We start from the raw sequence: 25822 nt of genomic DNA, 5'->3' as shown, positions 1-25822 counted from the left end.
GCACTTACACCAGGCCCCTATCCATCAATTCTTTTTTGACATAGGCATAGAACACCGGCGCGGCAATCACGCCGGGTATGCCGAATATCGATTCCATCACCAGCATCGCCGTCAGCAATTCCCAGGTACGGGCATTGATGTGCGAACCGATGATCTTCGCATTCAGGAAGTACTCCAGCTTGTGTATCACCATCATGAACACCAGCGAACTCAATGCAACATGCACTGAGTGCGACAGCGCGATGACGACCAGTATCGTATTTGAAATCAGGTTGCCGATGACAGGCAGCAGGCCGACGATGAAGGTCACCACCACCATGGTTTTACGCAAAGGCAGATCAACTCCGGCCAGCGGCAAAATCACGATCAGGTAAATACCTGTCAGCGCCGCATTGATGGCAGCGATACGCACCTGCGCAAAGACCACATTGCGGAATGAAGCGTGCAGCGCAATCATGCGTTCATGCAACGCCGCTGCCAGCGGTTGATACACCCGTGTCGTGGTGGTGTCGTACAAACCAGCCATCGCGCCGATGATCATGCCGATCAGGATGTGCGCGAGGATGCGGCCGGCTTCGCTACCCATGGTACGTGCCTCCAGCGCATGCGAGTGTAACCAGCCGGTGATCATGGTACGCAGCGCTTCCGCATCCACCGGGATATACGCGGCGATCCAGGCCGGAATCTGGCTGCGCGTCGCTTCCAGAATATCGGCCATCTTTTGCAACAGCACCGACAACCTGCCGACATCGCTGCGAAAGAAAGCAACCGAGCCCCAGACCAGCGCGAACAGAATAATGACGATCAGGCCGCTGAGTAAAGCGACGGCAGCAACCTTGCCTTTCTGCCCGACCAGCTTGCCGCCCAGTCTCGGCGCCAGCATCTGCACCAGTGAATACACCAGCAAGCCGGAGAACAACGCTGCCAGCAAACCCTGATGCATCACCAGCAGCAGGGAAAATGCTGCCAGGGAATAGGAAGCAGTGACTACATGGGAATTCTTGATCGGGGCAGACATGGGACTCCGTGTGTCTATGGCTTACTTGATCGGGATAGGATTGCTGCGCGGTACCGGCACGGCGGTCACGCCATTCTTCGGACTACCGTCGATCAATTTATCGGAGTAGGTCAGATAGACCAGGGTGTTACGCACCGGATCAACGATGCGCACGATGTGAAGGCGTTTGAACAGGATCGACTGGCGTTCCGAAAAAACCTCTTCCTGCTGCGGCAGTTTGCCTTTGAAGGTCAACGCATCACCAACCTGGCGACAGGCAATCGACGCATCCGCCGTATCCTCTGCCAGACCGACCGTGCCGCTGACACCACCAGTGCGTGCGCGGGACACAAAACAGGAAACACCTGTCACTTTGGGATCGTCATAAGCTTCGATCACGATACGGTCATTCTTGCCAAGGAAGCGGAAGGCAGTACTGACTTCGCCTATTTGCTGCGCATGCAGCGGCAGCGCCGCTATCGTACTGCCTGCCAAAATAATACTGACCAAAACTCTACGCATACTTATTCCTCTCGTGTATTTCTTATCAAGCATACTGACAGCTTACGCACATCACCGCTGACTGAACAGTAGCCGCCCGCCAGTATAGAAAACAGCGAAGGGATGCAGTCCACCGGGCAAAATGTAATAATTCCGCATTCACCACACTATTACAGGAAGCAAACATGATTCTCGAACTCGTCGATATCCGCATCCAGCCTGGCCAACAATCCGAATTTGACGCTGCCGTACAGCGCGGCCTGGAACAAGTGATAGGCAAGGCGACGGGCTATCAATCGCACGTCATCAACAAATGCATAGAAACGCCGGAACGCTATGTCATACAAATCTACTGGGCGACACTGGAAAATCATACCGTTGAGTTCCGTGGCTCGCCGGCCTTCCTCGAATGGCGCAGCATCGTCGGCCCATTCTTTGCATCGCCACCAGTCGTTGAACACTTCAACATCCTGTCGAAATCGGCCTAAGCCATTCCTGAGCAGATACAAAAAAGCCTCGCCACTGTTTAACAGGGCGAGGCTTTTTTATTAGTACACTGCCGGGCAGCTTAAGCTCAGCTTTTTTCCGGGTGATAGCTTTTGAAGTTCTCAGCATAATCACGGAAATTTTCACGCAACATTTTTTCAAACTCGGTGCGGAAGTAAGCAACTGCCGGCTCCTGTTCGGATTTATAGATCGCGCCGTTCGGTGCATCCACTGAAGCAGTAAACGCATTGAAACGTGCCGCCGCGTACATCATTGCTGCGCAAACCTGGCCGCGCTCTGCACCCTTGCAATTTTCATTCGCAAGGTGAATGAAGGTATCGGCGATATCCCAGAATTTGGCATTAGGATCCGGTGCTTTGGTGCTGGGACGGCTGACGTCCCGTGCATTGAAATTGTCGTCGCTCATGATTTAAAAGTGATATCTGATTGTAAATATTGCGTATTCATAAGCAGGAAAAACGGCATTTTTAAAGGGCGAAAACCGCTGCCCGGGCCAAGCCGCTTACTTGCGTGTGCAGCACTATAGCCTAAAAATGGACCGACGCTTACAGCCGCATACGGGCGGGCGTACCTGCTATCAGGGTATTTCCGGTGCCAGCGCGACGAATTCCCCATGCAATTTACCGGCTTGCTGCCCCTGAAATTCCAGCACCGAACTCACCGCAATCCGCGCGCGGCCCTTGCGCGCCAGCGTACGCACGAAGCGGGGCCAGTCCGCATCCGGCGCCAGACAGGAGCGCGCGGTAAAACTACCGGCGATAGGCAGTTCATATTGCATGGTGTTGCTCTGGATAAGCAGGCGACTACTGATGCCTTCATGCTGCAGGCGTACATGCAGCAACGACCATGCAGCCAGTATCGCCACCGCAGAGGCACTACCGCCGAAGATGGTTTCCTGATGATTGATGTTGGGCGGCAGGGGCGCGGTGAGCAGCACGCCGTCCGGCTGCGCGCTGAGTACTTCCACCTGCATCGCCTGTGACAAGGGAATGTGATCGTATAAATATTGCCGCAAGATACCCTGATCCACATTCAACCCCTTATAGTCATAACGCGATAATCGGAAGAGCGCCTGTGCGGCACATCATTGCCACGGATCGTAAGTGCCGATACTCCACAGACGACCTTCCAGATCACGGCAACTGAAACCGCGCCCGCCGTAATCTTCAAATTTGATATCGATAACAATCTCCGCGTCGCGCTTCAGTGCCCGCTCGTAAACCAGATCGGCATCCGCTACGACCAGATACGGACTTTGTGTTTCATCCCCGCCTATATCATCCGGCTGGCGTATCAGCTTGCCCCACTCGCTATCGGTGACCACCGATCCGATCATGAGCATGCCGCCACCCAGAATGAGCTGCGCATGGGCCACGCTGCCATCGGGATTGGTATACACCGCCTGCTTCTCAAAACCAAAGACTTCGCACAACCAGTCTATCGCCGCCAGCGCATCGCGATAACGCAGGCAGGGAATAATGGTGGATTTCGTTGCGACTGCAGATTTGCTCATGATGACCTCCTCAGCTAAAGATGAGAACGGATGACAGCATTAGCTTGCCACAGTTGCTCAGGGATGTCTGATCATGCGTGCGATTTGCCTGTCATGCCATCTGGCAAGCAGGATGACGGCTATCGTCGCACCGATGAACGCCATGCACATATCCGACTGTGTATCCCACTGATCACCTTGCGTACCAAGGAACTCATCCGCGCCTTGCCCCATGAGGACGGCCGCCCACCATTCGATCAGTTCATACCAGGCACTAATCGCCATCGCCACGCATATCGCCAGGAAGGCGACCATTTTCTTGCCCGTAACAAACTGCCTGCGCACCAAGATCTCTTTCGCCACCAATGCCGGCACCAGCCCTTGCCACAGGTGACCCAGCTTGTCGTAGGGATTACGCGCCAGCGAAAACAAATCCTGCACCCAGAAGCCGACAGGTACATGCGCATAGGTGTAAGTACCGCCGACGATCAGAATCAAGGCGTGCAGGAAAACCAGGAAATACAACAATGGTGTCAGTGGAAAGCGCTGATAAGTGAAGCCGAGCAAAGGCAGAGCGAACAATACCGGCATGACTTCCATCAGCCAGGTCAGGCGGTCATGCGGATTGATGAAGGAAACGACCAGCGCCAGCACGATCAGTGCACCTGCGGCAAGCAAGTAGCGCGGCGATGGCGGAGCTAACTGCGGAGATGGATGCAGTGCAGGCATGTAAGGGTATGGTTAATGAGCCAGCATCAACCATACCTTTTTTACCTGGTCAGCGCATGCGTGACGCGATGCAACACATTTTCCCGCCTGATCTTGAGCACGAGCAAATTGCATTTCCATCGCCAGCGAAAATTATTCTTTTCATAAGTGAAGATGCATATAACACGCCCTTCCGGCGTGCATAAGGATGGCGAGCACACAGGATTTATACGATAGCCACTATCGCTTTTACCAAAGGCACGGCTATAATCAGCCGCGATAAGTCGCCAGCCGTCAACAAGTTGGTTGTCTGAATTCCCCCTTTTCCTTGATGCCCGCGCCATGCGAATGACGAAAGCCAAGCATAGATGGACCACATGGATCGCATGTTTTGCGATCCTGCTGGCATCGCTTGCGCCGTCGATCTCGCATGCGGTTGCTGCGGCCAACGGTGCACCCAATGCCTGGGTCGAAATTTGTACGGTGGACGGCAGCAAGATGATGATGGTCGACCAGGACCAGAATACTCAAACCCCAAAACCGGCTGAAAGAACCATCCACTTTGAACACTGTGCGTTTTGTATGACGCACGCAGGCTCGGTAGGCTTGCCGCCTCCGGCCGATTTCGTGATGCCCGTCGTCAGCGGCGATCACATTCTTCCTTCCCTGTATTACCAGGCATCGCGCCCGCTGTTCGCATGGGCCGTTGCACAACCGCGCGCTCCCCCGGCTTTTTCCTGATCGTTGCTGAGTACCGCCAGCACGTACGCCTTCAGGCGTGCGTTTGTCTGGCGGTGTGTCTTCATCTCGAAACAGGGGTTTGCCATGTCAACTCGCCGTAAATTCGTCATCACCCTCAATCTGATTGCGCTCGTGATTGCTGCGCTGCTGATCAGCATCCAGCGTCATGCAACTGTCGCCGCATCGCCCGCTACTGACGCGGCCGTCGAAATGCAACTGGTCGCACTCCCGGTATTAGCCACGGGCAGCGATTGCAGCACATCCTGCATCGTCACGAGTCGCGCTGCGCTTGGCTTAGCTACGCAAATCGCACAGTAATCCATCACCATCTTCCATCAGAGGACATCCATATGAACAAGTTTTTACTCGCTTCATTGCTGAGTCTCGCCTGTACTTCATCCTTCGCTCAAGTTTTAGTCAGCGACGCCTGGGTACGCGCTACCGTGTCACAACAAAAAGCCACCGGCGCTTTCATGCAACTAAGCAGCGCCAAAGGCACGCGCCTGATCGATGCGCGCTCACCCGTCGCGCGCACAGAGATCCATGAAATGGCAGTGCAGGACCACGTCATGCGTATGCGCCAGATCAACGGCCTGGATTTACCCGCTGGCCAGAACGTGATGCTCAAGCCGGGCGGTTATCACATTATGTTTTTCGATCTGAAGCAGCCGGTTAAAGAGGGCGATGTGATTCCGCTCACGCTGATATTTGAAGACAAGGACAAGCAGCGCGAAACGCTGGAACTGCAAGTTCCGGCCCGCGCACTCAATAGCGCAGCCAAACACTAAGCGCTCCTTCAGACTATTTTTGGATCAACAATGAAACTCGTATTTGAAAACCGCACACTGCCACGCCGACTCGCACACGCTGTTTTGTACACGCATTGCACACTGGGATGCTTGCTGGCCATGCACTCCGCATCCGCGGCAGAGACCACCACCTTGCCTGGCATCTCGGTCAGCCCGGAGCCAGCCGGCACATTGAAATCGCCTGCGTCTACCGGCTCCAATCTGGACCTCACACCATTCCAGACACCAGCCAGCGTCAGCGTCATCACCCGTGAACAACTTGAACAGCGTGGCGACGCCAACCTGGTCGACGCCATTACCCGTAGTGCAGGCATCAGCGGCATGGGACATCCGGGCAATAGCGGCTCATCGCTCTCCGCGCGCGGCTTTACCGACACGACTTCCGTCATGCGCCTGTATGACGGCACCCGTCAATATGGCGGCGTAGGCGTGTCCTTCCCGTTCGACACATGGTCTATTGATCGCGTCGAAGTATTGCGCGGGCCCGCTTCTGTGATTTACGGTGACGGCGCAATCGGCGCAGTAGTGAACGTCATCCCGAAGAAACCTACGCGTGGTGCAATACAGAATGAAGTACAAGCCACCATCGGTACCGACAACACGCAGCGTCTGGGCTTCGGCAGTGGCGGCGCAATCAACGAAAAGCTGTCGTATCGCGTCGATCTCAGTGGCGATCGGTCCGACGGCTGGGTTGATATGGGCAATTCGCGCAACCTGAGCTTTTCCGGCGCATTGCAACTCGACGTCTCTGCCGACTTCCGTTTGAAACTGAGCTATGCACAAGGCCGGCAGGAACCGATGCGCTACTTCGGCACACCGCTGGTCAACGGCCGCCAACTGGAAGCGCTGCGCACCAAGAACTACAACGTCAGTGACAGCAAAATCCAGTATGACGATCGCTGGACCGAGTTATCCGCAGAGTGGACCCCGAATGCGGATACGACGGTGCGCAGCAAGTTGTACTACATAGACAGCAAACGTCACTGGCGCAACGCGGAATCCTATGTCTACAACCCTGCTACCGGCCTGATCGACAGACCGGCATCCAGCGGGGCGACTGAAATCATGCATGATCAAACCCAGATCGGGAACACCACCGACGCGACTTTCCGTGGTCGTCTGTTCGGCCTTAAAAATCAGGTATCGGTAGGTTTTGATGTGAGCAACAGTTCGTTCCAGCACACCAACAATACTTATTTCGGTGCCTCGCCATCCGTTGATCCTTATAACCCGGTGCCGGGTACTTTCTTCAGCGCGATACCTACCATCCCGCGTTACCGCAACAAAGCGCAGCAATATTCGGTCTTTGCCGAAAATCGTCTGGAGCTGACAGACAAATGGTCGGTACTCGGTGGTTTGCGTTACGACCACGCCGATGTATCACGCGCCGACCTGACGACGAATACCCAGTCTTTCGACCAAAAATATTCGAATGTAGGCTGGCGTCTGGGCACCGTCTACAACATCACTCCTGATACTGCACTCTACGCGCAGTATTCGGAAGCAGCCGATCCGGTCGGTGGCTTGCTGATGATTACGGCAGCAAACAGCAAGTTCGATCTGTCCACCGGGAAGCAAATCGAAGTCGGTGTGAAACAGGCGTTCTGGAACAAGAAGGGTGAATGGACGCTGGCCGCTTACAACATCAGGAAAAACAATTTGCTCAGCCGCGACACCACCAATCCTGCAGTACGTATACAGGTTGGTGAGCAATCATCGACCGGACTCGAAGGAACCTTGGCACTCGCATTTGCACCTGGCTGGCAACTCGATGCGAATGCTGCAATCCTGCGTGCGAAGTTTGATGACTTCAACGATTCTGTCGGTGGCGTCGCTGTCTCCCGTTCCGGCAATGTCCCGCCGAATGTCGCCGAACGCCTGGCCAACGTCTGGCTGAGCTGGAACTTCATACCTGCCTGGACTGCCAGCGGTGGTCTGCGTTACGTCGGCAAGCGCTATGCAGATAATGCCAATACTTTGGTCATGCCTGCGTACACCACCACCGATCTGGCGCTGCAATGGAAGGCATCACGCGATACCACGGTGACATTGCGCGGCTTTAATGTGTTCGACAAGCAGTACTTCACGACTGCTTACTACTCCGGCACGCAATGGTTTAACGGCCCCGGACGTCGTATCGAGCTGACCGCCAACTATCGCTTCTGAGTCACCACATGACCCTGTCCGCACGCGTCAAACGCCTGACTTACCTGATCCATCGCTGGACAGGCGTGGCCGCGTGCGTACTGATGGCCTTGTGGTTTGTCAGCGGCATCGTGATGCTGTTCATCGGTTATCCGAAGCTGACGCCGTGGGAACGATTGCAGACTGTGCCCGCATTGCAGGTACAGCATTGCTGTGTATCGCTGCAGCAGGCACTGGCACACAGTCGCGCACCGGATAAGGTGCAGGAGATTGTACTCACCTCTATCCGTAATCAACCGTATTACCGCTTGCGCGAAGGTAAAGGAAATTATCTGCTGGTCGATGCACGCAGCGGTGCACTGGCGCCAACGATGGATAAGCAACTGGCGCTGGCCGGCGCACGCGCCTTCGTTCCAAATGCAGACGCGCATTATCTCGGCATCGTGCACGAAGACAGGTGGACGCATGCACGCTCACTCGATCCACACCGCCCGCTGCATCGGGTGCAAATGGATGATGCAGAGCATACCCTGCTGTATCTGTCGGATAGCACCGGACAGGTCGTGATGGATGCGCCGCGCGCGCAACGGCTGTGGAACTACGTCGGCGCGTGGCTGCATTGGTTGTATATGTTTCGTGACCGACCAGTCGATCCGGTCTGGAGCTGGATAGTGATCGCGCTGTCTGCGTTCGGCACCTTGACTGCCATCAGCGGCACGCTGGCGGGTATCTGGCGCTGGCGTTTTCGCGGACGTTATAAATCCGGTGCACGCACACCTTATCGCGAAGTGTATTTACACTGGCATCACATCATAGGCCTGAGCTTTGCAGCGATTATCTTTACCTGGATCTTCAGCGGCCTGATGTCCATGAATCCGCTCGGCATCTTTGATGCGCGCGGCGAGAAACCAAATAGTGCGGCCTATCGTGGTGCGACTCCCGGCACCACACACTTGTCACTGGACACAGCACAGGCTGTCAATTTATTGAATGATGCAGGGTTCCGTGCAAATGAAATCGAATGGCGTGTACTGCATGGCCGCCCATATCTGCTGGCACGCAACGGCGCCAATGCGACACGCCTGATCGTTGAGGAAGGCGGGCGCTATCAGGTACGGGAACGATGGAGTGATGCGGAGCTGTTCCAAGCCGCAACGCAATTGCTGCATGCACCGATACGCGATCATCAGGTACTGACGCAGTACGATACTTATTATTACGGTCGTCAGCAGGAAGCGATGATGGGTGCCGCCGAGCGACGCCTGCCTGCCTTGCGCGTACGCTTTGACGAAACGCATCAGACCTGGGTACACCTGGATCCGTTTACCGGTGATGTGGAAAGCAGTTCGGATCAGGCGCAGCGCACCGGGCGCTGGCTGTTCAGCTTCCTGCATAGCTGGGATTTGCCGCCCATGTTGCAGGCCGGGGCGTGGCGCGATGCGATTCTGATTTTGCTCAGTCTCGGTGGTCTGGCCCTCAGCCTGACCGGCATCGTCATCGGCTGGCGTCGCTTGCGCACCTGGTTCGGCCAGCATAGTCAGCACCATCGCACACATTGACATATCAGGACGCTGGCGCAGATAGATCAATTCCGCCACATCATGATGTTACTATTCCATCAGCTCTTGTACGCCGTCGCCTCTTGTCAACAAATGAAAGCACGGTAGTATAAGAACCAGGTCACGACAAACCGGTATCACCAGATTGATACCGGCGATGCGCCAGCATCGAATCCGGGAGGGTTATGACGATAGTTACCGTATTCAACCAGAAAGGCGGAGTGGGTAAGACTACTACTGCGCTGAATCTCGCCGCTGCATTGGCACGGCGCGGTTGCCAACCCTACGGTATAGATCTCGACCCGCAAGCACACTTAAGCGCCATCGCTGGCATTACCGCCCAGTCGGGCGACGACACCATACTCAGCATGTTCCAGCGCGACCGTCCGTTACAGGAACTGGTACAGCGCTCGCCGACCAGCAGCCTGGGGCTGATCCCGTCGCATATGGAATTGTCCAAGGTGGATACCTTGTTCGGCAAAGGCTATGACGTCGTCAATCGTCTCAATGCAAATTTACGCGCCGAGAAGTTCAACACGGAAAACACGCCGGTGCTGATAGATTGCTGCCCACTGATAGGCGTACTGTCACTGAATGCGATTTTTGCGTGCGACTGCATCATCGTGCCGGTATCGGCCGATCATTTGTCCGCCAAGGGCGCGATGCAAATCGAAAAAACCCTGCGTGCGCTGGAGCCGGTACTGAAACGACGCGTGAACCGTCGCTACCTGCTGACGCGCTTCGACGGGCGACGCGGCATGGCGTGGGAAGTATTGAAAGTGCTGGAAGAAAAATTCGGTGCTGATGTATGTCGCACACGCATCGCAGAGAACGTCAGTCTTGCGGAAAGTCCTGCTCACAATAAAACGATTTTCGAACATGCGCCCAACAGTCGCGGCGCTCAGGACTATGAAACCTTGCTCGATGAATTACTGGCTGACGGCTTTATCCAGCAACCGGCATTAACGCGAGATGAGCGAGAGGATATCGTCAACTGAGTGTGCAATGCCGGGACGCTGCACCGCACCTTTGATATCACAACGCAGTACTTCGCAATGCCGATACATCTGTCGTAGCTTGCGCTCCGCATCACTACGATCCATACCGCCGATAACGATGCTTTCCAGCTTCTGGCCTTCGCGCGTCTTCACAGAAAAATCATATTTCAACATGAGCACCTCCTCTACACTGCACAAATGGGGCAGTCCGCATTGCGCTATAAAGGGGCGCAACGAATTAGCAGATTAGCACGGACAAACAAAATAGGTTTCCAAAACGTAACATAGAGCAACAAGAATGATCCTATTTTGTGCAAAAAAGCCACTAACTGCGTCTAAAACCCCGATTTACCGCCCGGCACTGCAAAAAGTCTTAAGAAAAGCTTAACTGGGGGAAACCCATAGCAAGTATCAAGCCATCACCGTGCGCCAAGATCGGCTATGCTGAGGACGCAACCTTTGTAGTGAAGCCTGGTCACAAAAGACCTTACCCTCATTTTTCCAAGGATTTGTCATGCGCATAGATATATATCGAAGAGCTGAAAATGCAGGCCATTTTTCTTACCTCGCCGTACCGGAAGGTAAGTTTTTACCGGAAGAAGTCGTCAACACCGATTGGGAACCCACTGACCGTAGCGTCGACCTGGAAGACGATGCCAAACACCTGGCGGATTTTGCGATTGATGATCCATTCGAACAAATCAATGCCAAAGGGTATGCCATCACCAGTGTGAAAAACCTCGCGAACGAACCACCGCGCTAAAAATAAAAGATTATTGAAACCAGGACGGCGACGCGACCTGGCTATTGATCAGCCCCTGCAACGGAATATCACTTCCTACGCTGATCAACAATTTGCAAATGAGCTGATTCAACCTTCCCCCGCCCGGCATGTACCGGGCGGTTTTCAAATCCGACTTGCGCAGAGGCCTGTATGCACACTCAACTCATCAGCACTCATCTCCTCGCTACCGCACTCGTACTCACATCCGGCTACGCATTTGCACAAAATGCAGACAAGCTGCGTACCGAATTACTGGCAGAAGGGCTGGACCATCCGTGGGCGCTCGCTTTCATCGGTGACGGGCGTATACTGCTGACCGAACGTTCCGGCGATATGCGTATCCTCCAGCCTGGTGCGCCGCTCTCCGCGCCGCTGACTGGCTTACCGAAGATAGAAGTCGGCGGGCAGGGCGGCTTGCTGGACGTCATCACCGATAGCAAATTTGCCGATAACCGCACTATCTATTTTTGCTATAGCGAAGAAGCGAATGCCCGCACCGGTGGCAGCGGCAATTCAACCGCACTGGCCTCGGCCCGCTTGTCGAACGATCTGAAAAAGCTGGAACAGGTCAAAGTGCTGTTCAGCCAGAAACCCAAATTTGCCAGCCGCGCCCACTTCGGTTGCCGCATCGTCGAACGGCCGGACGGCACGTTGTTCATGACTCTGGGCGAACGCTACAGCCGCATGCAGGATGCGCAGACGCTGGACAACCATCACGGCAAAATCATACGCATACGCAAGGATGGCTCGGTGCCGCCGGACAACCCCTACGTCGGCAAAACCGGGGCGCTGCCGGAGATCTGGAGCATCGGGCATCGCAACTCGCAAGGTGCCACACTGGGACCCGACGGCAGATTATGGATGCATGAACACGGCCCGCAAGGCGGTGATGAAATCAACCGGCCGGAAGCAGGCAAGAACTATGGCTGGCCGGTGATTAGCTATGGTGAAAATTATGGCGGCGGAAAAATCGGCGCCGGACTGACGGCACAAGCCGGCATGGAACAACCGCTGCATCAATGGACGCCGTCGATCGCACCGTCCGGCATGACCTTCCTGCGCAGTACGCGCTATGGCAAGGCGTGGCAGGGCAATCTGTTTGTCGGATCACTCAAGTTCCGCTATCTGGCGCGACTGGAACTGAAGGATGGCAAAGTCGTGCGCGAAGAGCGCCTGCTAACGAACCTGGAACAACGCGTACGCGATGTACGTGAAGGACCGGATGGCTTGCTGTATCTCCTGACCGATGAAGCGAACGGGCAGCTGATACGCGTGCTGCCCGCACCGTAAACCCGACTCAGGCGGTTGCGGAAATCGTATTCACGTTGCTGCGGGTATCAGCAACGCCAGACTCGAATTGCCCGTAGGTTTGCGCCAGTTGCGTCATGATTTTCAGTACGGCATCCATACTGGTTTTGGCGTCATCCTGCGCTTTGGATTCGGTGGCGTGACTCATTTGATACAGCACCAGTTCCTGCAGACTGACCGTGCCGTCCTGATTGGTATCAGCCGCTTCGTAGGTCGTTGCGGCAGTACTTTCCGCGCCACCACCACCACCGCCCCGTGCCGGTGGCGCGCCTTTAGCTTCCTGCACAGCGCCACTGCCATCGGCGGCAGCCGCACCTTGCGGCGCCAGTTGCTCCATCCCCGCGGCGAATTCTTCCTTGCTAATCTTGCTATCGCCATCGACATCCAATGCCTTGAAAATTTCTTCCACCTTGGCGGCATTGGCTTCGGTATCGCTTGAGTTTGCATCGAAGGCAGCCTGCAAGGATTCCTTATCCAGATAGCCCTGGTTTTTGCTATCCAGACTGGCGAAGATATCGTCCGAAGACGGCGGTGGCGGCGGTGACATGCCTTTCCCGGCGCGACTCACGCGGGCGCTGTCGAATTGCGCATCCAGCTGGTCGGCCAGTTGCTTGACGCCATCCGTCAGTTCCTGCTTGGTGATCTTGCCGTCATTGTCCGCATCGATCTTGCTGAGGAATTGCGCAACCTCGCTTGATGCGCCCGATTGACCATTCGCGGCTTGCTCCAGCGTCGCCTGCAACTCGGCGGTGTCGATATAACCCTGATTCTTGCTATCAACCCTGGCGAACAGATCGCTTGCGATCTTGCTCGCATCCGGACGCTGTATGGTGCTCCAGCTACTGCTGCTCACTCCGCCGATTGCCATGTTTTTTCTCCCATTGATTTGACGCCGGCAGATGCACTTGTTCCCGGCAGGCAAGTCAGCATGTCAGCTCTATGTATCCATGGGATGTGCGCTTTGTATCAACTTTGATACATTCGGCAAATCTGCAACAAACAGTGGTTGCCAGCCGTTATCAGCGCTTGATCGCAATGCTGGCGATGAGGCCGCCATCGTCTGCATTACGCAATGTGAGATGGCCGTCGCATTGCAGTGCCGCCTCGCGTGCTATCGATAAACCCAGGCCCACTCCGCCCAGGGTTTTATTGCGCGAACCATCGAGCCGGACGAAGGGTTCAAGCACCGCGTCCATCTTCTCAGGCGGGATCCCCGGGCCACGGTCGCGTACTTCTATCAGCAGTACGTCCTTGCTATCGTGCAAAGAAATGACGGCCTCGTGGCCGTAGCGCAAAGCGTTTTCCAGCAGGTTGGACAAACAACGTCGCAAAGCCATGGGCTTGGTGAACAGTGGCTCGGCATGGCCGGTCATGCTGACCTTGTCGCCGTGCGCACTGCCATCCTCCACCATGACTTCGATCAGGGCCTGTACGTCCAGCAATTGCAAGGCTTCGGTCGAGACACGCTCGCGCAGGTAGCTCATGGTGGCGTCCAGCATATTCGCCATCTCTCCGATATCGTCGCGCAGCTTTTGCTTCGCGTAGTTCTCGCCCAGGTTTTCTATACGCAGCTTCATGCGCGTGAGTGGTGTGCGCAGATCATGCGAGACCGCCGCCAGGAAGCGCTCGCGCTCTTCGATTTGTGCCCGCACCTTGTATTGCATATGGTTAAAGACATGCGCGGTCTGACGCGCTTCATCCGGCCCTTGCTCCTTCATCGGCACGCTGTACAAATTGTTCGCCAGTTGCGCCGACGCATGCGCGACCTGCTGCATAGGACGCGCGAGAAAGCGTGCGCCAAACCAGGCGGTCGCAGTCAGCGTAATGAACTGGACAATCAGGCCTATCCACAAACCCGGCGGCAACGGCGGCAAAGTATAGCCGCCGATTTCCCACATCGGAGGCGGCGGCCTGTGTCTGCCCATATCTGCAGCAGCCATTTCTCCGGCAGGAGGGCGCATGTGCGGCGGCGGAAAATCCCGCTCAAAGAACTTGAAGATCAAAAGGAAAGTCATGACATGACTGACTACCAGCGCCATCACCACCAGCGCGAACAGGCGCGCAAAAATTGTGTTCGGAATCAGTTTCATCGCACGACCCTGGCATCGAACATATAGCCTTCGCCGCGTATCGTCTTGAGGAACTTCGGATCTTTCGGGTCTTCCTCCAGCTTTTGCCGCAGGCGTGACACCAGCAGATCGATGCTGCGATCAAAAGCAGTCGCGTTCTGTCCGCGTGCCGCATCCATCAACTGGTCGCGGCTGAGTACACGATGGGGGCGCTCGATGAACACCGATAACAAACGGAATTCTGCATTCGATAGCGGCACCACCATGCGCTGCGGCGTCACCAGCTGGCGTGCGACGCGATTGATGGTCCAGCCATCGAAATGCCAGATATCGGGGTTTTCCGTCGTCTCGCGCTGCTTGCCGTCCCGGGTGCGGCGCAGGATAGTATGCAGGCGTGCTACCAGCTCACGCGGATCAAAAGGCTTGATTACATAATCGTCAGCACCCAGTTCCAGGCCGACCACGCGATCAGCTGAAGCGCCACGCGCGGTCAGGATGATGATGGGAATGTCGGTGCTGGCACGTAATTCACGGCACAGCGAGAGGCCGTCCGTTCCCGGCAACATCAGGTCGAGAATAATGGCATCGAAATTCCGCTCACCCATCGCCGCGCGCATCGCGTTACCGTCGGCAACAGCATGTGCTGAGATAGAAAACCCGGCCAGATAATTTGCCAATAAATCGCGGATTTCTTCATCGTCATCAACGATTAATACCGTGGTTGCATCCGTCATGTGCGCATTCTGTCTTGTGTGTTAGCGGTATTTATCCAACCGGTAATGGAGCAAATAAGGGAGCAGATAATCTCACAAGCAGATATCTGTTGTCAGCCTGACTCCACAAATTCCGCGCTGCTGCGGCAGCCGAGGTGGCAGTATCTGTATGCATTAAGACAATGCATAGCCCCTGCACTCTCTTACTCACTTACAATAGCGACTCTATTAAACGGAGTCTTTATGTTTTCAAGTAAATCGCTGGACGAATTGCTGGCGCAAAAGAAGGTCAGGATAGTACTCGCGGTGCTGTGTACTTACTTTGCACTCACAGGTGTCTATCAATTATTCACGGGCGTCAATCAGGCTGACTGGTTGCGTGGCGGCGGCAACTTGCTGGTTTGGGGCGGCTTTGCCGTTAGCAATGCGATGAAGGCTTATGGCCGTACGCAGCCTGGCATCAATATTCCTATCAATATCGGCGTGGTGCTGGTAGTGGCAAGCTGGCTCGTCCGCATGTAAGCAGGGAGTATTCATGCAATTCAGGCATTTCAAAGGCGGCATCTACGATTTCGTATGCGCCGCCAAACTGGAGTCGGATCCGACGGTAACGATGATTGTGTACACCGCTGCCGACGGTTCTTACTGGACGCGTCCGGAAAGTGTGTTCTTTGAGAAAATAGAACACAATGGACAGACCGTGCAGCGCTTCACGCCTATAGACGAAACAGCGGCTTGAGCCAGGGCTCCCCACTCGCCGCACATGGCAGGCTACAATCATTGCATGCTAATCCCGACTTTCCACTTGCAGGCTGACTGAGAAGAAAACGTGTACGCACTGATCATCGAAGATAATCCCGATATCGTCGCCAATCTCTACGGTTTCCTGGAGCCTTTGGGTTACACGCTGGACGTCGCACTGAGCGGACCGGCTGGCGTCACCCGCGCCACCAGCGCACACTACGATGTGATCGTGCTCGACCTCGAATTACCGGGGCTGGATGGCGTGGAAGTCTGCCGCCAGTTGCGCAAGGAGCAGCGACTGGCGACGCCAATCCTGATGCTCACTGCGCGCGATACGGTAAAAGATAAATTGGTCGGCTTTGAAGTCGGTGCCGACGATTATCTGGTCAAGCCGTTTTCCCTGGTCGAACTGGAAGCCCGGCTCAAGGCACTGGTGCGGCGTGCACGCAATGAAACGGTAGAACACATCCTGGAATTCGGTGAGTTACGTCTCGACCTCAGCCGCAGCGAAGCCACACGTGCCGGGCACAAGCTGGCGCTGACACCAACCGGTTATAAATTATTGGAAGCACTGATGCGCAAGGCGCCGGCGCTGATTACGCGTGAAGAAATCCTGCGCGAAATATGGGGCGACGATCCGCCTGACAGCGACGCCTTGCGCACCCACATCCATGCATTGCGACAAGCGATGGATCGCACTTTTGCCCAACCCATGTTGCGCACCTTGCCGGGTAGCGGCTACCGCCTGATCAATAACGATGAAAGCTAGCCAGTCACTCAAGAACCGCATTGCCGGTTCCTTCGTTTTACTCGCTTTCGTATTGTGCAGCTTCTTTACGCTGGCGGCCTATACCGCGGTCGAGCTGGCCGAATCGCAGCTGATCGACCACAACCTGGACAAGCTGGCGACCAACCTGATTGCCCAACACCTCAACAAGATCACACTCGAGTTACCGCCGGATATCAGTTTCTATGTCAACGAAGAAATCCCGCCCACCTTTCGCAACCTGCCAGTCGGCATACATGAAATAGAAACCGGCGAAACCGAAGCCCATCTGGTCGTACGTAAAGTCGGCGACCAGCATTTTGTCGTAGTCGACGACACCAGCGATTTTGAAGAAACCGAACTCCTGATTTTTATCTCGCTCGGCGTCGGCTTTGTCACCAGCATCCTGCTCTCGATCGCGCTGGGGCTGACCTCGGCCAAGCGCCTGGTCGCACCGGTGACCGCATTAGCGGCAGCGGTAGAACGCAACGATGCACCGGCCGACCTGCCGTCGCTGGACAAGGAAAATGAAATCGGCATCCTGGCGCGCGCCTTTGCCAAACGTACGGATGAACTGCAACGCTTCCTGGCTGATGAGAAATTGTTTACCGGCGATGTCAGTCACGAACTGCGTACGCCCCTGACCATCATGCTCGGCGCATCCGAACTCCTGAAAACCAAACTGGCAGATACGCCGGATGAGCTGGCGGTGGCCGAACGCATACGCCGCGTCGCCAGCGAAGCTGCGGAGCGGGTCGGCGCCTTGCTGTTGCTATCCCAGTCACCGGATATGCTGGGCGGCTCACAACTGTCGCTGACGCACTTGATAGAACGTGAAATTGAACGCTGCCAGCAAATACTGGGCGATAAACCGGTCGAGCTGCATTTCCATGCACCGCAAGATGTCTGGGTTCATGCACGCACCGAACTGGCCGGGATCGCGATCGGTAACCTGCTGCGCAACGCCTGCCAGTACACCGAACAAGGCACCGTTCAGGTCTGGCTGAACACTGACAATTTAACAATTGAAGACAATGGCCCCGGCATTCCGGAAAATGTGCGTACACGTTTATTTGACCGCTTCGTCCGTGGCCACGACAATCAGCACGTCGGTTCCGGCCTGGGGCTGGCAATTGTTAAACGGGTTATCGATCACATGGGCTGGGAAATCCGCTACGAAACACCGGTCGGCGGCGGCAGCCGCTTCGTTGTTAATTTTGCCAGCACTCATCCATAAGCAAACGGTGGCGGCAAAATCGCCTGACGCAATCAAGCAGCATTCCGCAGTCTTAACGCGGCATTAACGGCGCTCTCGATAGCGTAGCGACTTCATTCCTTGAAGTCGGTGCGCGCCTTGAAACTTCCGCAGACTGCCGGTACTCCCGGTGCAGTATTAGAAATCCGTGGCCCTCGCTACTATGCGAGCGCGTTCTTTGCCCGCCTCCCCGTGCTGCGGGTCGAATGGCTGGCCATACTCGCGAGCCTGTTCTTCTCATTAAGCTGCAACTATTTATTCTTCTCTGCCGCGCTCGCCAACCGCGACTGGAGCAGCCCGACTTCATGGTTATTTGGCGCAGGCCTGTTTGTTTCCATCACTGCGCTGCAAGCGATCGGCCTGTTGGTACTGCTGAACCGCTGGACCAGCAAACCGCTGCTGACCGTCCTGTTCCTGGTGACAGCAGCGGCTACCTACTACATGAATAAGTACACCGTGTTCTTCAACACGGAAATGGTCAGGAACATCCTGCGTACCGACGTCAAGGAAGCGAGCGAACTGTTTTCGTTTAATTTCTGCATCCACATGCTGGTGTTTGGCGTGCTGCCCAGTGTGCTGGTGTGGAAGCTGCGCCTGCGCACTACGCCTTTACGGCGTGCGATCCCGATCCGCCTCTTATATATAGTCAGTGCAATCGCGGTAGCAGCCGGTTCCACCATGCTGATCTTCCAGGACTTCTCTTCATTGATGCGCAATCAAAAAGAAGTGCGCTTCCTGATCACACCAAGTAATTACCTGTTTTCCCTGTCGCGGGTAGTCGCGGCGGATACCGCCCAGGCCAATACCCCCCGCATCAAGATCAGCGACGACGCCAAACTGGCGGCGGGCTGGGGCGGCCGTACCAAACCCATGCTGTTCGTTTTAGTCGTTGGTGAAACCACCCGTGCCGCCAACTGGGGGCTGAATGGCTATGAACACCAGACCACGCCGCAACTAAGTAAACTGGATGTCGTCAACTTCCCGCACGCTACTTCATGCGGCACCAATACCGAAGTATCCGTACCTTGCATGTTCTCCATCTATGGGCGTCACAACTATGACGAAGCGAAGATACGCGGCCATGAATCGCTGCTGCACATCATCGACAAAGTCGGCATCAATACCGTATGGCGTGACAATCAATCTGGCTGCAAGGGTGTATGTGACGGACTGGAAGAACAGATGCTGGGTGCCAGCAAAGATCCGAAACTATGCGACGGCGAGCGCTGCCTGGATGAAATCATGCTGGAAAATATGGATGGCGTGATACAGAAGGCAAAGAACGGCAATCTCTTCGTCGTCATGCATCAGCTGGGCAATCATGGGCCCGCTTACTATCGTCGCTATCCGGCGGCGATGCGCACCTTCACGCCGACTTGCGATACTTCAGACCTGAGCAAATGCACACGCGAACAGATTACCAATAGCTACGATAACGGTGTGCTCTACACCGATAACTTCCTGGCTAAAACAATTGCATTCCTGAAGACGCAAAGCAATGCGTATGACACCGCGATGCTATATCTGTCCGACCATGGTGAATCACTGGGCGAACGCGGTATCTATCTGCACGGTTTGCCGTACTCTATCGCGCCGAAAGAGCAAACTGAAGTGCCGATGGTGATGTGGATGTCGCCCGGTTTTGCATCCAGCTTCGGCGTCAACAAGGACTGCATGCAACGCCGTGCCGGTAATGCCGTCAGCCAGGACAATCTGTTCCACTCGATACTCGGCATGCTGCAAATCGAATCCAGGTACTACGATAAAACGCTGGATATGACTGCAGGCTGCCGCATCTGAGTGATCAGGTAATCTGGTGGGCGACTATCATGCCGCCTACCAGGAAGCCGGTCGGTGCCAGCAAACGTTTCTTGCTGCCGGGCCGGTTCTCCACCCAGCGGAACAACAAGGCACCGCCACCGATACTGACGCACACTGCGATCAGCATACCGATCATATTTGCCACTGGTTGCTGCGGGAAGAAATGGAAAAACACGGCATTCACAACCATGCACAAAGGGAAGTGAATCAGGAACACCGAATACGAAATGCGTCCCAGATAAGTCAGGAAACCCGGCATCACCCAACGTTCCAATGCACCGGATTGACGCGCCACACCCAGCAGCAACATCACGCAACCCGCCACCAGGATGCGCCCGCGGAATTCCACCAGCAACGCCGCCAGCACCACCACGCATAACACTGCCAGCCAGGCCAGGCCGTAACGTCTGCGCGTCGTCCAGTACGCCAGTGCACCCAGGCCATACGAGCCGAAGAAGTACAAGGCGGTTTCATCCAGACCCTGATTGCGGTTAAACACAAACAATGAGGCCAGCGTCAGCAGGGTGATGAAAAGCGGTCCGAGTACACTCAGGCGCGGATAGCGTGCTTCGATCTTTCCGGCCAGCCACAAAAGCAGGGCGGCCAGCGCAAATAACTGAAAATCGATAGCGACATACCAGACCCCGGCCGACAGCGCGTCCTGATCCAGCAAATCCTGCAGCAGAAAAATATGCGGCAACAATTGCATCAGGCTGGGCGCATCCGGGATCGAATCATTGCTCACCCATTCACGCGCCAACGCCGCGCACACGATAGCAAACACCAGTGCCACCAGGTAAGGAATGACCAGGCGCAGATACCGCTGGTAAATCGCATTCAGCGGACGGCTCACCGTCGCCGCGCCTTCCCGTGCAAACTTGGTCGCCAGCAGGAAACCGGCAATCACAAAGAAGGCTTGCACCGCCATCCGGCCATATTGATACAGCAGATCGATCACGGTCGGCATGAGCGGATAAGCAATATCCGACATGGGGCCGTAAAACGCGAGGTGATGAAAAACAATCAACAAACAGGCAACCGCCTTGAGTGCATCGACGCAAGGCATTCTTGAAACAGTGGACATGAACTCTGACTTCGTGGAATTTGATCTTGGAGCGGGCGCGCCATCAGCAGATGGGCGACAGGCAGCGAAAAAGCGCAGCAAGGGCGCAAGTCTACACGCTGTATGGTTTTTTTGCAGGATAGCCTTACGTCACAGGCACGCCGGATGCCAAATCCAACTATGATATGCACCCCGGTAGACACTCACAAAAGATTTCAGATGCACAACGACGACGCAGGACACGACGCCCCCATCAATGAAGCACGCCTGTGGCGCGACAACGGCTGGACGGCGCGCGTCATCAAGAATGAAGATGACGAAGGCTGGGCAGTGGAAATGATCAAGGATGGCGAATCCGAACCGGCGCTGGTCGGCCCGTGGACGATGGGACGCGATAAAAAGAATCCGAAACCATTGGATACACCAGCCTTCCACACGCTGGTCAAAACCGCATCCGAAGTCTTGCGACGCCACGAACAGCAACTGCATGCAGATCTGCACAAAAGCGTGATCGTCAACACGGCGACCGCCAGCATCACGGTGAAACTGGATATCGTGCCGGATGAAGATGACCCTTATGCAACCCTCAGCGCCATCGATGAAGACGGTGAGCAGATCGCCGAGGTGCGCGTTGCTCCCAACTACAAACTGACGCGCAGTAGCGCAGCGGACTGGATCGCAGCGGAATACCGCAGGCCGCGTTAAGGCCGGGCATCCGGAGACTAAGAGGAAAGATTACAGACGGCTGTACAAACGCTGGAATTCTTCATCCAGCGTGTTTTTAGGCAGGCTGCTATTGCCACGGCCATACCAGTAGCGCGCATTACCGAGGTCGCCTTCGACCCGGTGCAGATAGCCGTGGATCTGACACGAGAACTCATCCGAGTGCACTTGCACCAACGCATGTGCTTCTTCCCAGTGCCCCGCCTTTTCCAGATCCAGTACTTTTTTGTGATCGCAAGCCATTTCAATTCTTTCCTGTTGATTCATCTTCTGGCGCGTAACGCTCCAGTTCAAAGGCTTCTGCATACTCTGCATTCAATCCTTGCCCGGTACGACGATTCACGGCCAGCACGCGCTCATCAAAACCTTGTGCGCGTGTATTCAAATTTCTCTGATGCTGCGATGCATGCAGGCGCAGCAGCTCAGCCTTCCATGTTGCATCATCCGCACCAAACGGTGTGTACAGATCAGTGCGCATCGCGACTGTCTTGGCATCCTGGTTCAGCACTGCCCATACCGTCCATTGCTCGCCCAATGCGACGGCGCGAAACAAGGCATACGTACGCTGGTGCGTGACATTGCTGTCATTTCCATGCGGCATAAAAACCAGGTCGGGCTGACGTGCTGCCAGGTAATCGCGTATGGATAGCTGATTGGCTTCATCCAGACGTGGATTGCCTTTTTCATCAGGTGGCAGACGCAGAAAACTCAATCGCTCCGGTGGCAAACCAAAAAATGCGCAACTCGCCGCCTGCTCCTTTTCACGCAAAGCCGCCTTGTCATCAGCAGTATACGCGTCGGCGTAACCATCTTCCACACCACTGGCACCGGTCGTCAACACCGCCAGATGGATAGTATCGCCACGCTGGTGAAAATACCGCAACGTGACAGCGATCGCATCGAAATCATCCGGGTGCGGTGCCAGCACCACCAGTGTGAGTGGTGCCGGCAATTCCATTTGCGCTAGCTGTAATGGGTCTTGGACAGGCAATTGCAACATCAATGTTTCTCCGTACCCAGCTGCTCAGCAGACTTAGGTGCTTCATGATGCGCGATGCCACGCGCCTTCCGCATCATGCGTTTCACCCATTGTTCCAGATCATCGATATAAGTAAACACAGCAGGCACTACCAGCAGGCTCAGCAGCGTCGAAGTAATCAAACCACCGATCACGGTAATCGCCATCGGCGAACGGAAACTCGGATCAGCACCCCAGCCTAACGCCAGTGGCATCATGCCCGCACCCATCGCGATCGTCGTCATGATAATCGGGCGGCTCCGTTTATGACAGGCGTCAACCAATGCATCGAAACGATTCATGCCTTGCTGGCGTGCCAGGATCGCATAGTCGACCAGGAGAATCGAGTTCTTGGTGACGATGCCCATCAACATGATCAGACCGATCATCGACGGCATGGACAAGGCACGACCAGTAATCAGCAACGCCACAAAAGCACCACCGATAGACAGCGGCAAGGCGGCCAGAATGGTAATCGGTTGCATGAAATCCTTGAACAACAGAACCAGCACGCAGTAGATACACAAAACACCGATCGCCATCGCCAGGCCGAAGCTATTGAACAGCAGCATCATCTCTTGCGCATCACCCAGTTCGGCGATCTTCACCGCAGGCGGCAAATTACGCATTGATGGCAACGCACGTGCTTCCGTGTTCAACTCACCCAGCGAACGTGAACCGAGTTCGACATCCAGCGTCACGTTGCGGCTGCGATTCAGCCTATCAATCTGTGCCGGGCCACTGTCCATATAGACCGAGGCCACATTGCCCAGCATCACCGGACCATTCCGGCCTGGCACCGTCAGACGTTCGATAGCAGCCAGGTCAGCGCGCATATTGTCCGGCAGCTTGACGCGTATCGGTACCTGGCGCTCGGACAGATTCAGCTTGGGCAGATTCATATCGTAATCCCCGGCCGTCGCCACGCGTACCGTTTCACCGATACTCGATGTGGTCACACCGAGATCACCGGCACGTGCGGTATCCGGACGCACGATGATTTCCGGACGCACCAGTGACGCACTCGACGTAACATTGCCTATGCCTTTCAGACCACGCAATTCACGTTCAACTTTCTTCGCTGCTTCCGACAATGCCAGCGGATCCTCACTGCGCAAGACCAATTGCATCTTGACGCCGGTATCCGGTGCGCCGACAGTAAAGCGCGCGCCCGGAATATCGGCAATACGTTCGCGTATCTTGGCCTCGATATCCGAAATCTTTTCCTTGCGCTCGCTGCGATGCACAGTCGTCAGCGTCATCACCGCCCGACGTGCTTCGGCAGACGCGCCAGGCGCAAATGCATCACCGCTGGAGCCGCCGCCTATCGAGCTGAAAATACTGACGATTTTTTTATCCTGCGCCACGGCCAGGCGCACGCGCTCGGTGATCGCCATGGTTTCCTTCAGCGTGCTGCCCGGCGGCAATTCAATATTGATTTGCGTCTGCGCACGATCTGTCGGCGGCACAAAGCCGGTCGGCAACAAAGGTACCAGCATGATGGAACCAATAAAAAACAAGCCGGACGCGATGGCCGTTTTCAATCGATTGGTCAGGCACCAGCGCATCAGGGTGATGTAACGCTGCATCAGCCAGCCATCTTTTTGCTCATGCTGCTTCTTCGGCTTCAGAATGTAGGCCGCCATCATAGGCGTGAGTAAACGCGCGACCACCAGTGAGGCTAATACCGCCAGCACCGCCGTCCAGCCAAACTGTTTGAAAAACAGGCCAGGTATACCCGCCATGAATGCAGTCGGCAGGAACACGGCAACCAGCGCAAAGGTTGTCGCGATCACCGCCATCCCGATTTCATCGGCCGCTTCCATCGCTGCCTGCATAGGCGTCTTACCCATGCTCAGATGGCGTTCAATGTTTTCAATCTCTACAATCGCATCATCAACCAGCACGCCCACCACCAGTGCCAGCGACAGCAGGGTCACCATATTCAGCGTGTAGCCAAAGTAGGCCAGGCCAAGAAAGGTCGGAATTACCGACAATGGCAGGGCGGCAGATGCGACCAGCGTCGCGCGCCAGTCACGCAGGAACCACCAGACCACCAGCACCGCGAGCAATGCGCCTTCGTATAGCAAGGACATCGAGCCATCAAAATCTTCCTTGATGGGCTTGGCGTTATCGATGGCTTCCTTGAAGACGATATTGCTATTGTTCTTCTGCAGTTCTGCCACTGCTTCTTTCGCACCCTTGGCAACGGCCAGCTCACTTGCGCCTTTGGTGCGGAACACTTCAAAACCAACGACGGTTTTTCCATCCTGCGATGCCGACGTGCGTCGCTCGGCGATGGTGTCCGTTACCGTCGCCACCTGATCCAGACGAACATGGTGACCATCAGTCAGCGGGATATCCATCTTCGACAATTCGGCCGCCGTCTTCACGGTCGCAATAGTACGCACCGCTTGTTCGGCGCCACTGACATCGCCACGTCCGGCCGGTGCTTCCTGCTGCACCTGACGCAAACGACGCGAGACATCGACCGCCGCCACGTTCAGCGCCGCCATCTTGGCCGGATCGAGTTCTATCCGGACTTCACGCGTGACGCCGCCGACGCGCTTGACCGAACCGACACCCGGCACTGCCAGCAAACGCTTGGAGACGGTATTGTCAACGAACCAGCTGAGTTCCTGTTCATCGACAAAGCTACCCGGGGCCGCTGCTGCGGTGAAGGTAGTGATCACGCGACCAGCGGTCGACACTTTGGTGACCGACGGATCGCGTAAATCGGCAGGCATGTCTGCGCGCACCAATGCAACCGCATCGCGTACGTCATTCACTGCGTCGGAGATATTTTTTTCAAGAATGAATTCGACCGTCACGGTGACCGTACCGTCGAGCACCTTGGTATAAATATTCTTGATGCCTTGCAGCGTAGCGACCGAGTTCTCTATTTTGCGCGCCACTTCCGTTTCCAGCTGCGCCGGTGCAGCACCGGGCAGGGAAGCGTTGACGATCACGATAGGCAGTTCAATATCAGGGAAGTCCTGCACTGCACTCGATTTAAACGCGAGCAAGCCCCCCAGTCCCAGCAACACAAACAACATGATGGCCGGGATCGGGTTCTTGATGGAAAGCGAGGAAAAATTCAC

At 55.5% G+C, this 25822-nt stretch carries 29 protein-coding genes; 15 read left to right on the top strand and 14 right to left on the bottom strand.

Features of this window, described 5'->3' with window-relative positions; genetic code table 11:
* Nucleotides 1–4: 4 nt before the first annotated feature.
* Both DBR37_RS03670 and DBR37_RS03665 read right to left on the bottom strand, forming a co-directional pair.
* Nucleotides 5–1018, bottom strand: coding sequence for an AI-2E family transporter (locus tag DBR37_RS03670; protein ID WP_124572960.1), 1014 nt, complete (start codon nucleotides 1016–1018; stop codon nucleotides 5–7).
* Between the two features lie 21 nt (nucleotides 1019–1039).
* Nucleotides 1040–1519, bottom strand: a complete 480-nt coding sequence (locus DBR37_RS03665; RefSeq protein WP_124572957.1) for a CreA family protein — start codon at nucleotides 1517–1519, stop codon at nucleotides 1040–1042.
* Nucleotides 1520–1683: 164 nt separating this feature from the next.
* On the opposite strand from DBR37_RS03665, the gene DBR37_RS03660 reads away from it, so the two are divergent.
* Nucleotides 1684–1986 (top strand): antibiotic biosynthesis monooxygenase, encoded by a 303-nt coding sequence (locus DBR37_RS03660; RefSeq protein WP_124572955.1) that lies wholly within the window; start codon nucleotides 1684–1686, stop codon nucleotides 1984–1986.
* Nucleotides 1987–2072: 86 nt separating this feature from the next.
* On the opposite strand, the gene DBR37_RS03655 is transcribed toward DBR37_RS03660, so the two are convergent.
* The 4 genes from DBR37_RS03655 to DBR37_RS03640 all read right to left on the bottom strand — a co-directional run bounded on the left by DBR37_RS03655 (nucleotide 2073) and on the right by DBR37_RS03640 (nucleotide 4226).
* Nucleotides 2073–2411 carry a DUF3144 domain-containing protein gene (locus DBR37_RS03655; protein WP_124572953.1) on the bottom strand — a complete coding sequence of 113 codons (339 nt, stop codon included), beginning with the start codon at nucleotides 2409–2411 and terminating at the stop codon, nucleotides 2073–2075.
* 171 nt (nucleotides 2412–2582) lie between these two features.
* Nucleotides 2583–3035, bottom strand: a complete 453-nt coding sequence (locus tag DBR37_RS03650; RefSeq protein WP_124572951.1) for a YiiD C-terminal domain-containing protein — start codon at nucleotides 3033–3035, stop codon at nucleotides 2583–2585.
* A 54-nt stretch (nucleotides 3036–3089) separates the two neighbouring features.
* Entirely contained in the window at nucleotides 3090–3518 is a 429-nt protein-coding gene (locus DBR37_RS03645) for a VOC family protein (protein ID WP_124572949.1), read from the bottom strand.
* A gap of 57 nt (nucleotides 3519–3575) precedes the next feature.
* Entirely contained in the window at nucleotides 3576–4226 is a 651-nt protein-coding gene (locus DBR37_RS03640; protein ID WP_124572947.1) for a DUF2238 domain-containing protein, read from the bottom strand.
* Nucleotides 4227–4553: 327 nt separating this feature from the next.
* Between DBR37_RS03640 and DBR37_RS03635 the strand changes: the two genes are divergently transcribed.
* The 6 genes from DBR37_RS03635 (at nucleotide 4554) to DBR37_RS03610 (ending at nucleotide 10457) form a co-directional block, all read left to right on the top strand.
* Nucleotides 4554–4946: a DUF2946 domain-containing protein gene (locus DBR37_RS03635; protein WP_124572945.1), complete on the top strand. Its 393-nt coding sequence runs from the start codon at nucleotides 4554–4556 to the stop codon at nucleotides 4944–4946.
* A gap of 84 nt (nucleotides 4947–5030) precedes the next feature.
* A complete protein-coding gene (locus tag DBR37_RS03630) occupies nucleotides 5031–5264 on the top strand; it encodes a hypothetical protein (RefSeq protein WP_124572943.1) in 234 nt (77 codons plus the stop codon).
* Nucleotides 5265–5296: 32 nt separating this feature from the next.
* Nucleotides 5297–5734 carry a copper chaperone PCu(A)C gene (locus DBR37_RS03625; RefSeq protein ID WP_124572941.1) on the top strand — a complete coding sequence of 146 codons (438 nt, stop codon included), beginning with the start codon at nucleotides 5297–5299 and terminating at the stop codon, nucleotides 5732–5734.
* Between the two features lie 30 nt (nucleotides 5735–5764).
* A complete protein-coding gene (locus DBR37_RS03620) occupies nucleotides 5765–7921 on the top strand; it encodes a TonB-dependent siderophore receptor (RefSeq protein WP_199739021.1) in 2157 nt (718 codons plus the stop codon).
* 8 nt (nucleotides 7922–7929) lie between these two features.
* Nucleotides 7930–9459 carry a PepSY domain-containing protein gene (locus DBR37_RS03615; protein WP_124572939.1) on the top strand — a complete coding sequence of 510 codons (1530 nt, stop codon included), beginning with the start codon at nucleotides 7930–7932 and terminating at the stop codon, nucleotides 9457–9459.
* Nucleotides 9460–9644: 185 nt separating this feature from the next.
* A complete protein-coding gene (locus DBR37_RS03610; RefSeq protein WP_124572937.1) occupies nucleotides 9645–10457 on the top strand; it encodes a ParA family protein in 813 nt (270 codons plus the stop codon).
* Here DBR37_RS03610 and DBR37_RS03605 read toward each other — a convergent pair.
* On the bottom strand, nucleotides 10422–10631 hold the full coding sequence (locus DBR37_RS03605; protein ID WP_124572935.1) for a hypothetical protein: 210 nt from the start codon (nucleotides 10629–10631) through the stop codon (nucleotides 10422–10424). The two genes, DBR37_RS03610 and DBR37_RS03605, sit on opposite strands and share 36 nt — an antisense overlap.
* Before the next feature lie 340 nt (nucleotides 10632–10971).
* Between DBR37_RS03605 and DBR37_RS03600 the strand changes: the two genes are divergently transcribed.
* Complete coding sequence (locus DBR37_RS03600; protein WP_124572933.1) at nucleotides 10972–11220, top strand: DUF6139 family protein; 249 nt, start codon at nucleotides 10972–10974, stop codon at nucleotides 11218–11220.
* A gap of 171 nt (nucleotides 11221–11391) precedes the next feature.
* On the top strand, nucleotides 11392–12531 hold the full coding sequence (locus DBR37_RS03595) for a PQQ-dependent sugar dehydrogenase (protein WP_124572931.1): 1140 nt from the start codon (nucleotides 11392–11394) through the stop codon (nucleotides 12529–12531).
* Nucleotides 12532–12538: 7 nt separating this feature from the next.
* Here the strand turns inward: DBR37_RS03595 and DBR37_RS03590 are convergent, their stop codons facing one another.
* The 3 genes from DBR37_RS03590 to DBR37_RS03580 all read right to left on the bottom strand — a co-directional run bounded on the left by DBR37_RS03590 (nucleotide 12539) and on the right by DBR37_RS03580 (nucleotide 15352).
* Complete coding sequence (locus tag DBR37_RS03590; protein WP_124572929.1) at nucleotides 12539–13417, bottom strand: EF-hand domain-containing protein; 879 nt, start codon at nucleotides 13415–13417, stop codon at nucleotides 12539–12541.
* Nucleotides 13418–13568: 151 nt separating this feature from the next.
* The gene (locus DBR37_RS03585) at nucleotides 13569–14639 is read right to left on the bottom strand and encodes an ATP-binding protein (RefSeq protein ID WP_124572927.1); all 1071 of its coding nucleotides are present in this window, start codon (nucleotides 14637–14639) and stop codon (nucleotides 13569–13571) included.
* Nucleotides 14636–15352: a response regulator gene (locus DBR37_RS03580; protein ID WP_124572925.1), complete on the bottom strand. Its 717-nt coding sequence runs from the start codon at nucleotides 15350–15352 to the stop codon at nucleotides 14636–14638. The genes DBR37_RS03585 and DBR37_RS03580 overlap by 4 nt, the downstream gene beginning before the upstream one ends.
* Before the next feature lie 222 nt (nucleotides 15353–15574).
* On the opposite strand from DBR37_RS03580, the gene DBR37_RS03575 reads away from it, so the two are divergent.
* From DBR37_RS03575 to DBR37_RS03555, 5 genes are all read left to right on the top strand, one after another.
* Nucleotides 15575–15853 (top strand): hypothetical protein, encoded by a 279-nt coding sequence (locus tag DBR37_RS03575; protein WP_124572923.1) that lies wholly within the window; start codon nucleotides 15575–15577, stop codon nucleotides 15851–15853.
* Nucleotides 15854–15866: 13 nt separating this feature from the next.
* Nucleotides 15867–16070, top strand: coding sequence for a DUF1653 domain-containing protein (locus DBR37_RS03570; RefSeq protein WP_124572921.1), 204 nt, complete (start codon nucleotides 15867–15869; stop codon nucleotides 16068–16070).
* 90 nt (nucleotides 16071–16160) lie between these two features.
* A complete protein-coding gene (locus tag DBR37_RS03565; RefSeq protein WP_124572919.1) occupies nucleotides 16161–16844 on the top strand; it encodes a response regulator transcription factor in 684 nt (227 codons plus the stop codon).
* Nucleotides 16834–18078 (top strand): HAMP domain-containing sensor histidine kinase, encoded by a 1245-nt coding sequence (locus tag DBR37_RS03560; RefSeq protein ID WP_124572917.1) that lies wholly within the window; start codon nucleotides 16834–16836, stop codon nucleotides 18076–18078. The genes DBR37_RS03565 and DBR37_RS03560 overlap by 11 nt, the downstream gene beginning before the upstream one ends.
* A gap of 108 nt (nucleotides 18079–18186) precedes the next feature.
* Nucleotides 18187–19896, top strand: a complete 1710-nt coding sequence (locus DBR37_RS03555) for a phosphoethanolamine transferase (protein ID WP_370454222.1) — start codon at nucleotides 18187–18189, stop codon at nucleotides 19894–19896.
* A gap of 4 nt (nucleotides 19897–19900) precedes the next feature.
* Here DBR37_RS03555 and DBR37_RS03550 read toward each other — a convergent pair whose 3' ends face one another.
* Complete coding sequence (locus tag DBR37_RS03550) at nucleotides 19901–21001, bottom strand: acyltransferase (RefSeq protein ID WP_124572913.1); 1101 nt, start codon at nucleotides 20999–21001, stop codon at nucleotides 19901–19903.
* A 198-nt stretch (nucleotides 21002–21199) separates the two neighbouring features.
* On the opposite strand from DBR37_RS03550, the gene DBR37_RS03545 reads away from it, so the two are divergent.
* Nucleotides 21200–21685, top strand: a complete 486-nt coding sequence (locus tag DBR37_RS03545) for a hypothetical protein (RefSeq protein ID WP_124572911.1) — start codon at nucleotides 21200–21202, stop codon at nucleotides 21683–21685.
* A gap of 30 nt (nucleotides 21686–21715) precedes the next feature.
* Here the strand turns inward: DBR37_RS03545 and DBR37_RS03540 are convergent, their stop codons facing one another.
* Genes DBR37_RS03540 through DBR37_RS03530 form a run of 3 tightly spaced genes read right to left on the bottom strand, consistent with a single transcriptional unit; the run spans nucleotide 21716 to nucleotide 25822 of the window.
* Nucleotides 21716–21946, bottom strand: a complete 231-nt coding sequence (locus tag DBR37_RS03540) for a hypothetical protein (RefSeq protein ID WP_124572909.1) — start codon at nucleotides 21944–21946, stop codon at nucleotides 21716–21718.
* Between the two features lies 1 nt (nucleotide 21947).
* A complete protein-coding gene (locus DBR37_RS03535; RefSeq protein WP_124572908.1) occupies nucleotides 21948–22703 on the bottom strand; it encodes a PIG-L deacetylase family protein in 756 nt (251 codons plus the stop codon).
* Complete coding sequence (locus DBR37_RS03530; RefSeq protein WP_124572907.1) at nucleotides 22703–25822, bottom strand: efflux RND transporter permease subunit; 3120 nt, start codon at nucleotides 25820–25822, stop codon at nucleotides 22703–22705. Before DBR37_RS03530 ends, DBR37_RS03535 begins: the two co-directional genes overlap by 1 nt.

The sequence above is a fragment of the Herminiimonas sp. KBW02 genome, from assembly GCF_003852535.1.
GTDB lineage: Bacteria > Pseudomonadota > Gammaproteobacteria > Burkholderiales > Burkholderiaceae_D > Oxalicibacterium.
Note: the sequence above shows the minus strand (reverse complement) of the source record. Positions and strands in the feature narration are given on the sequence as shown.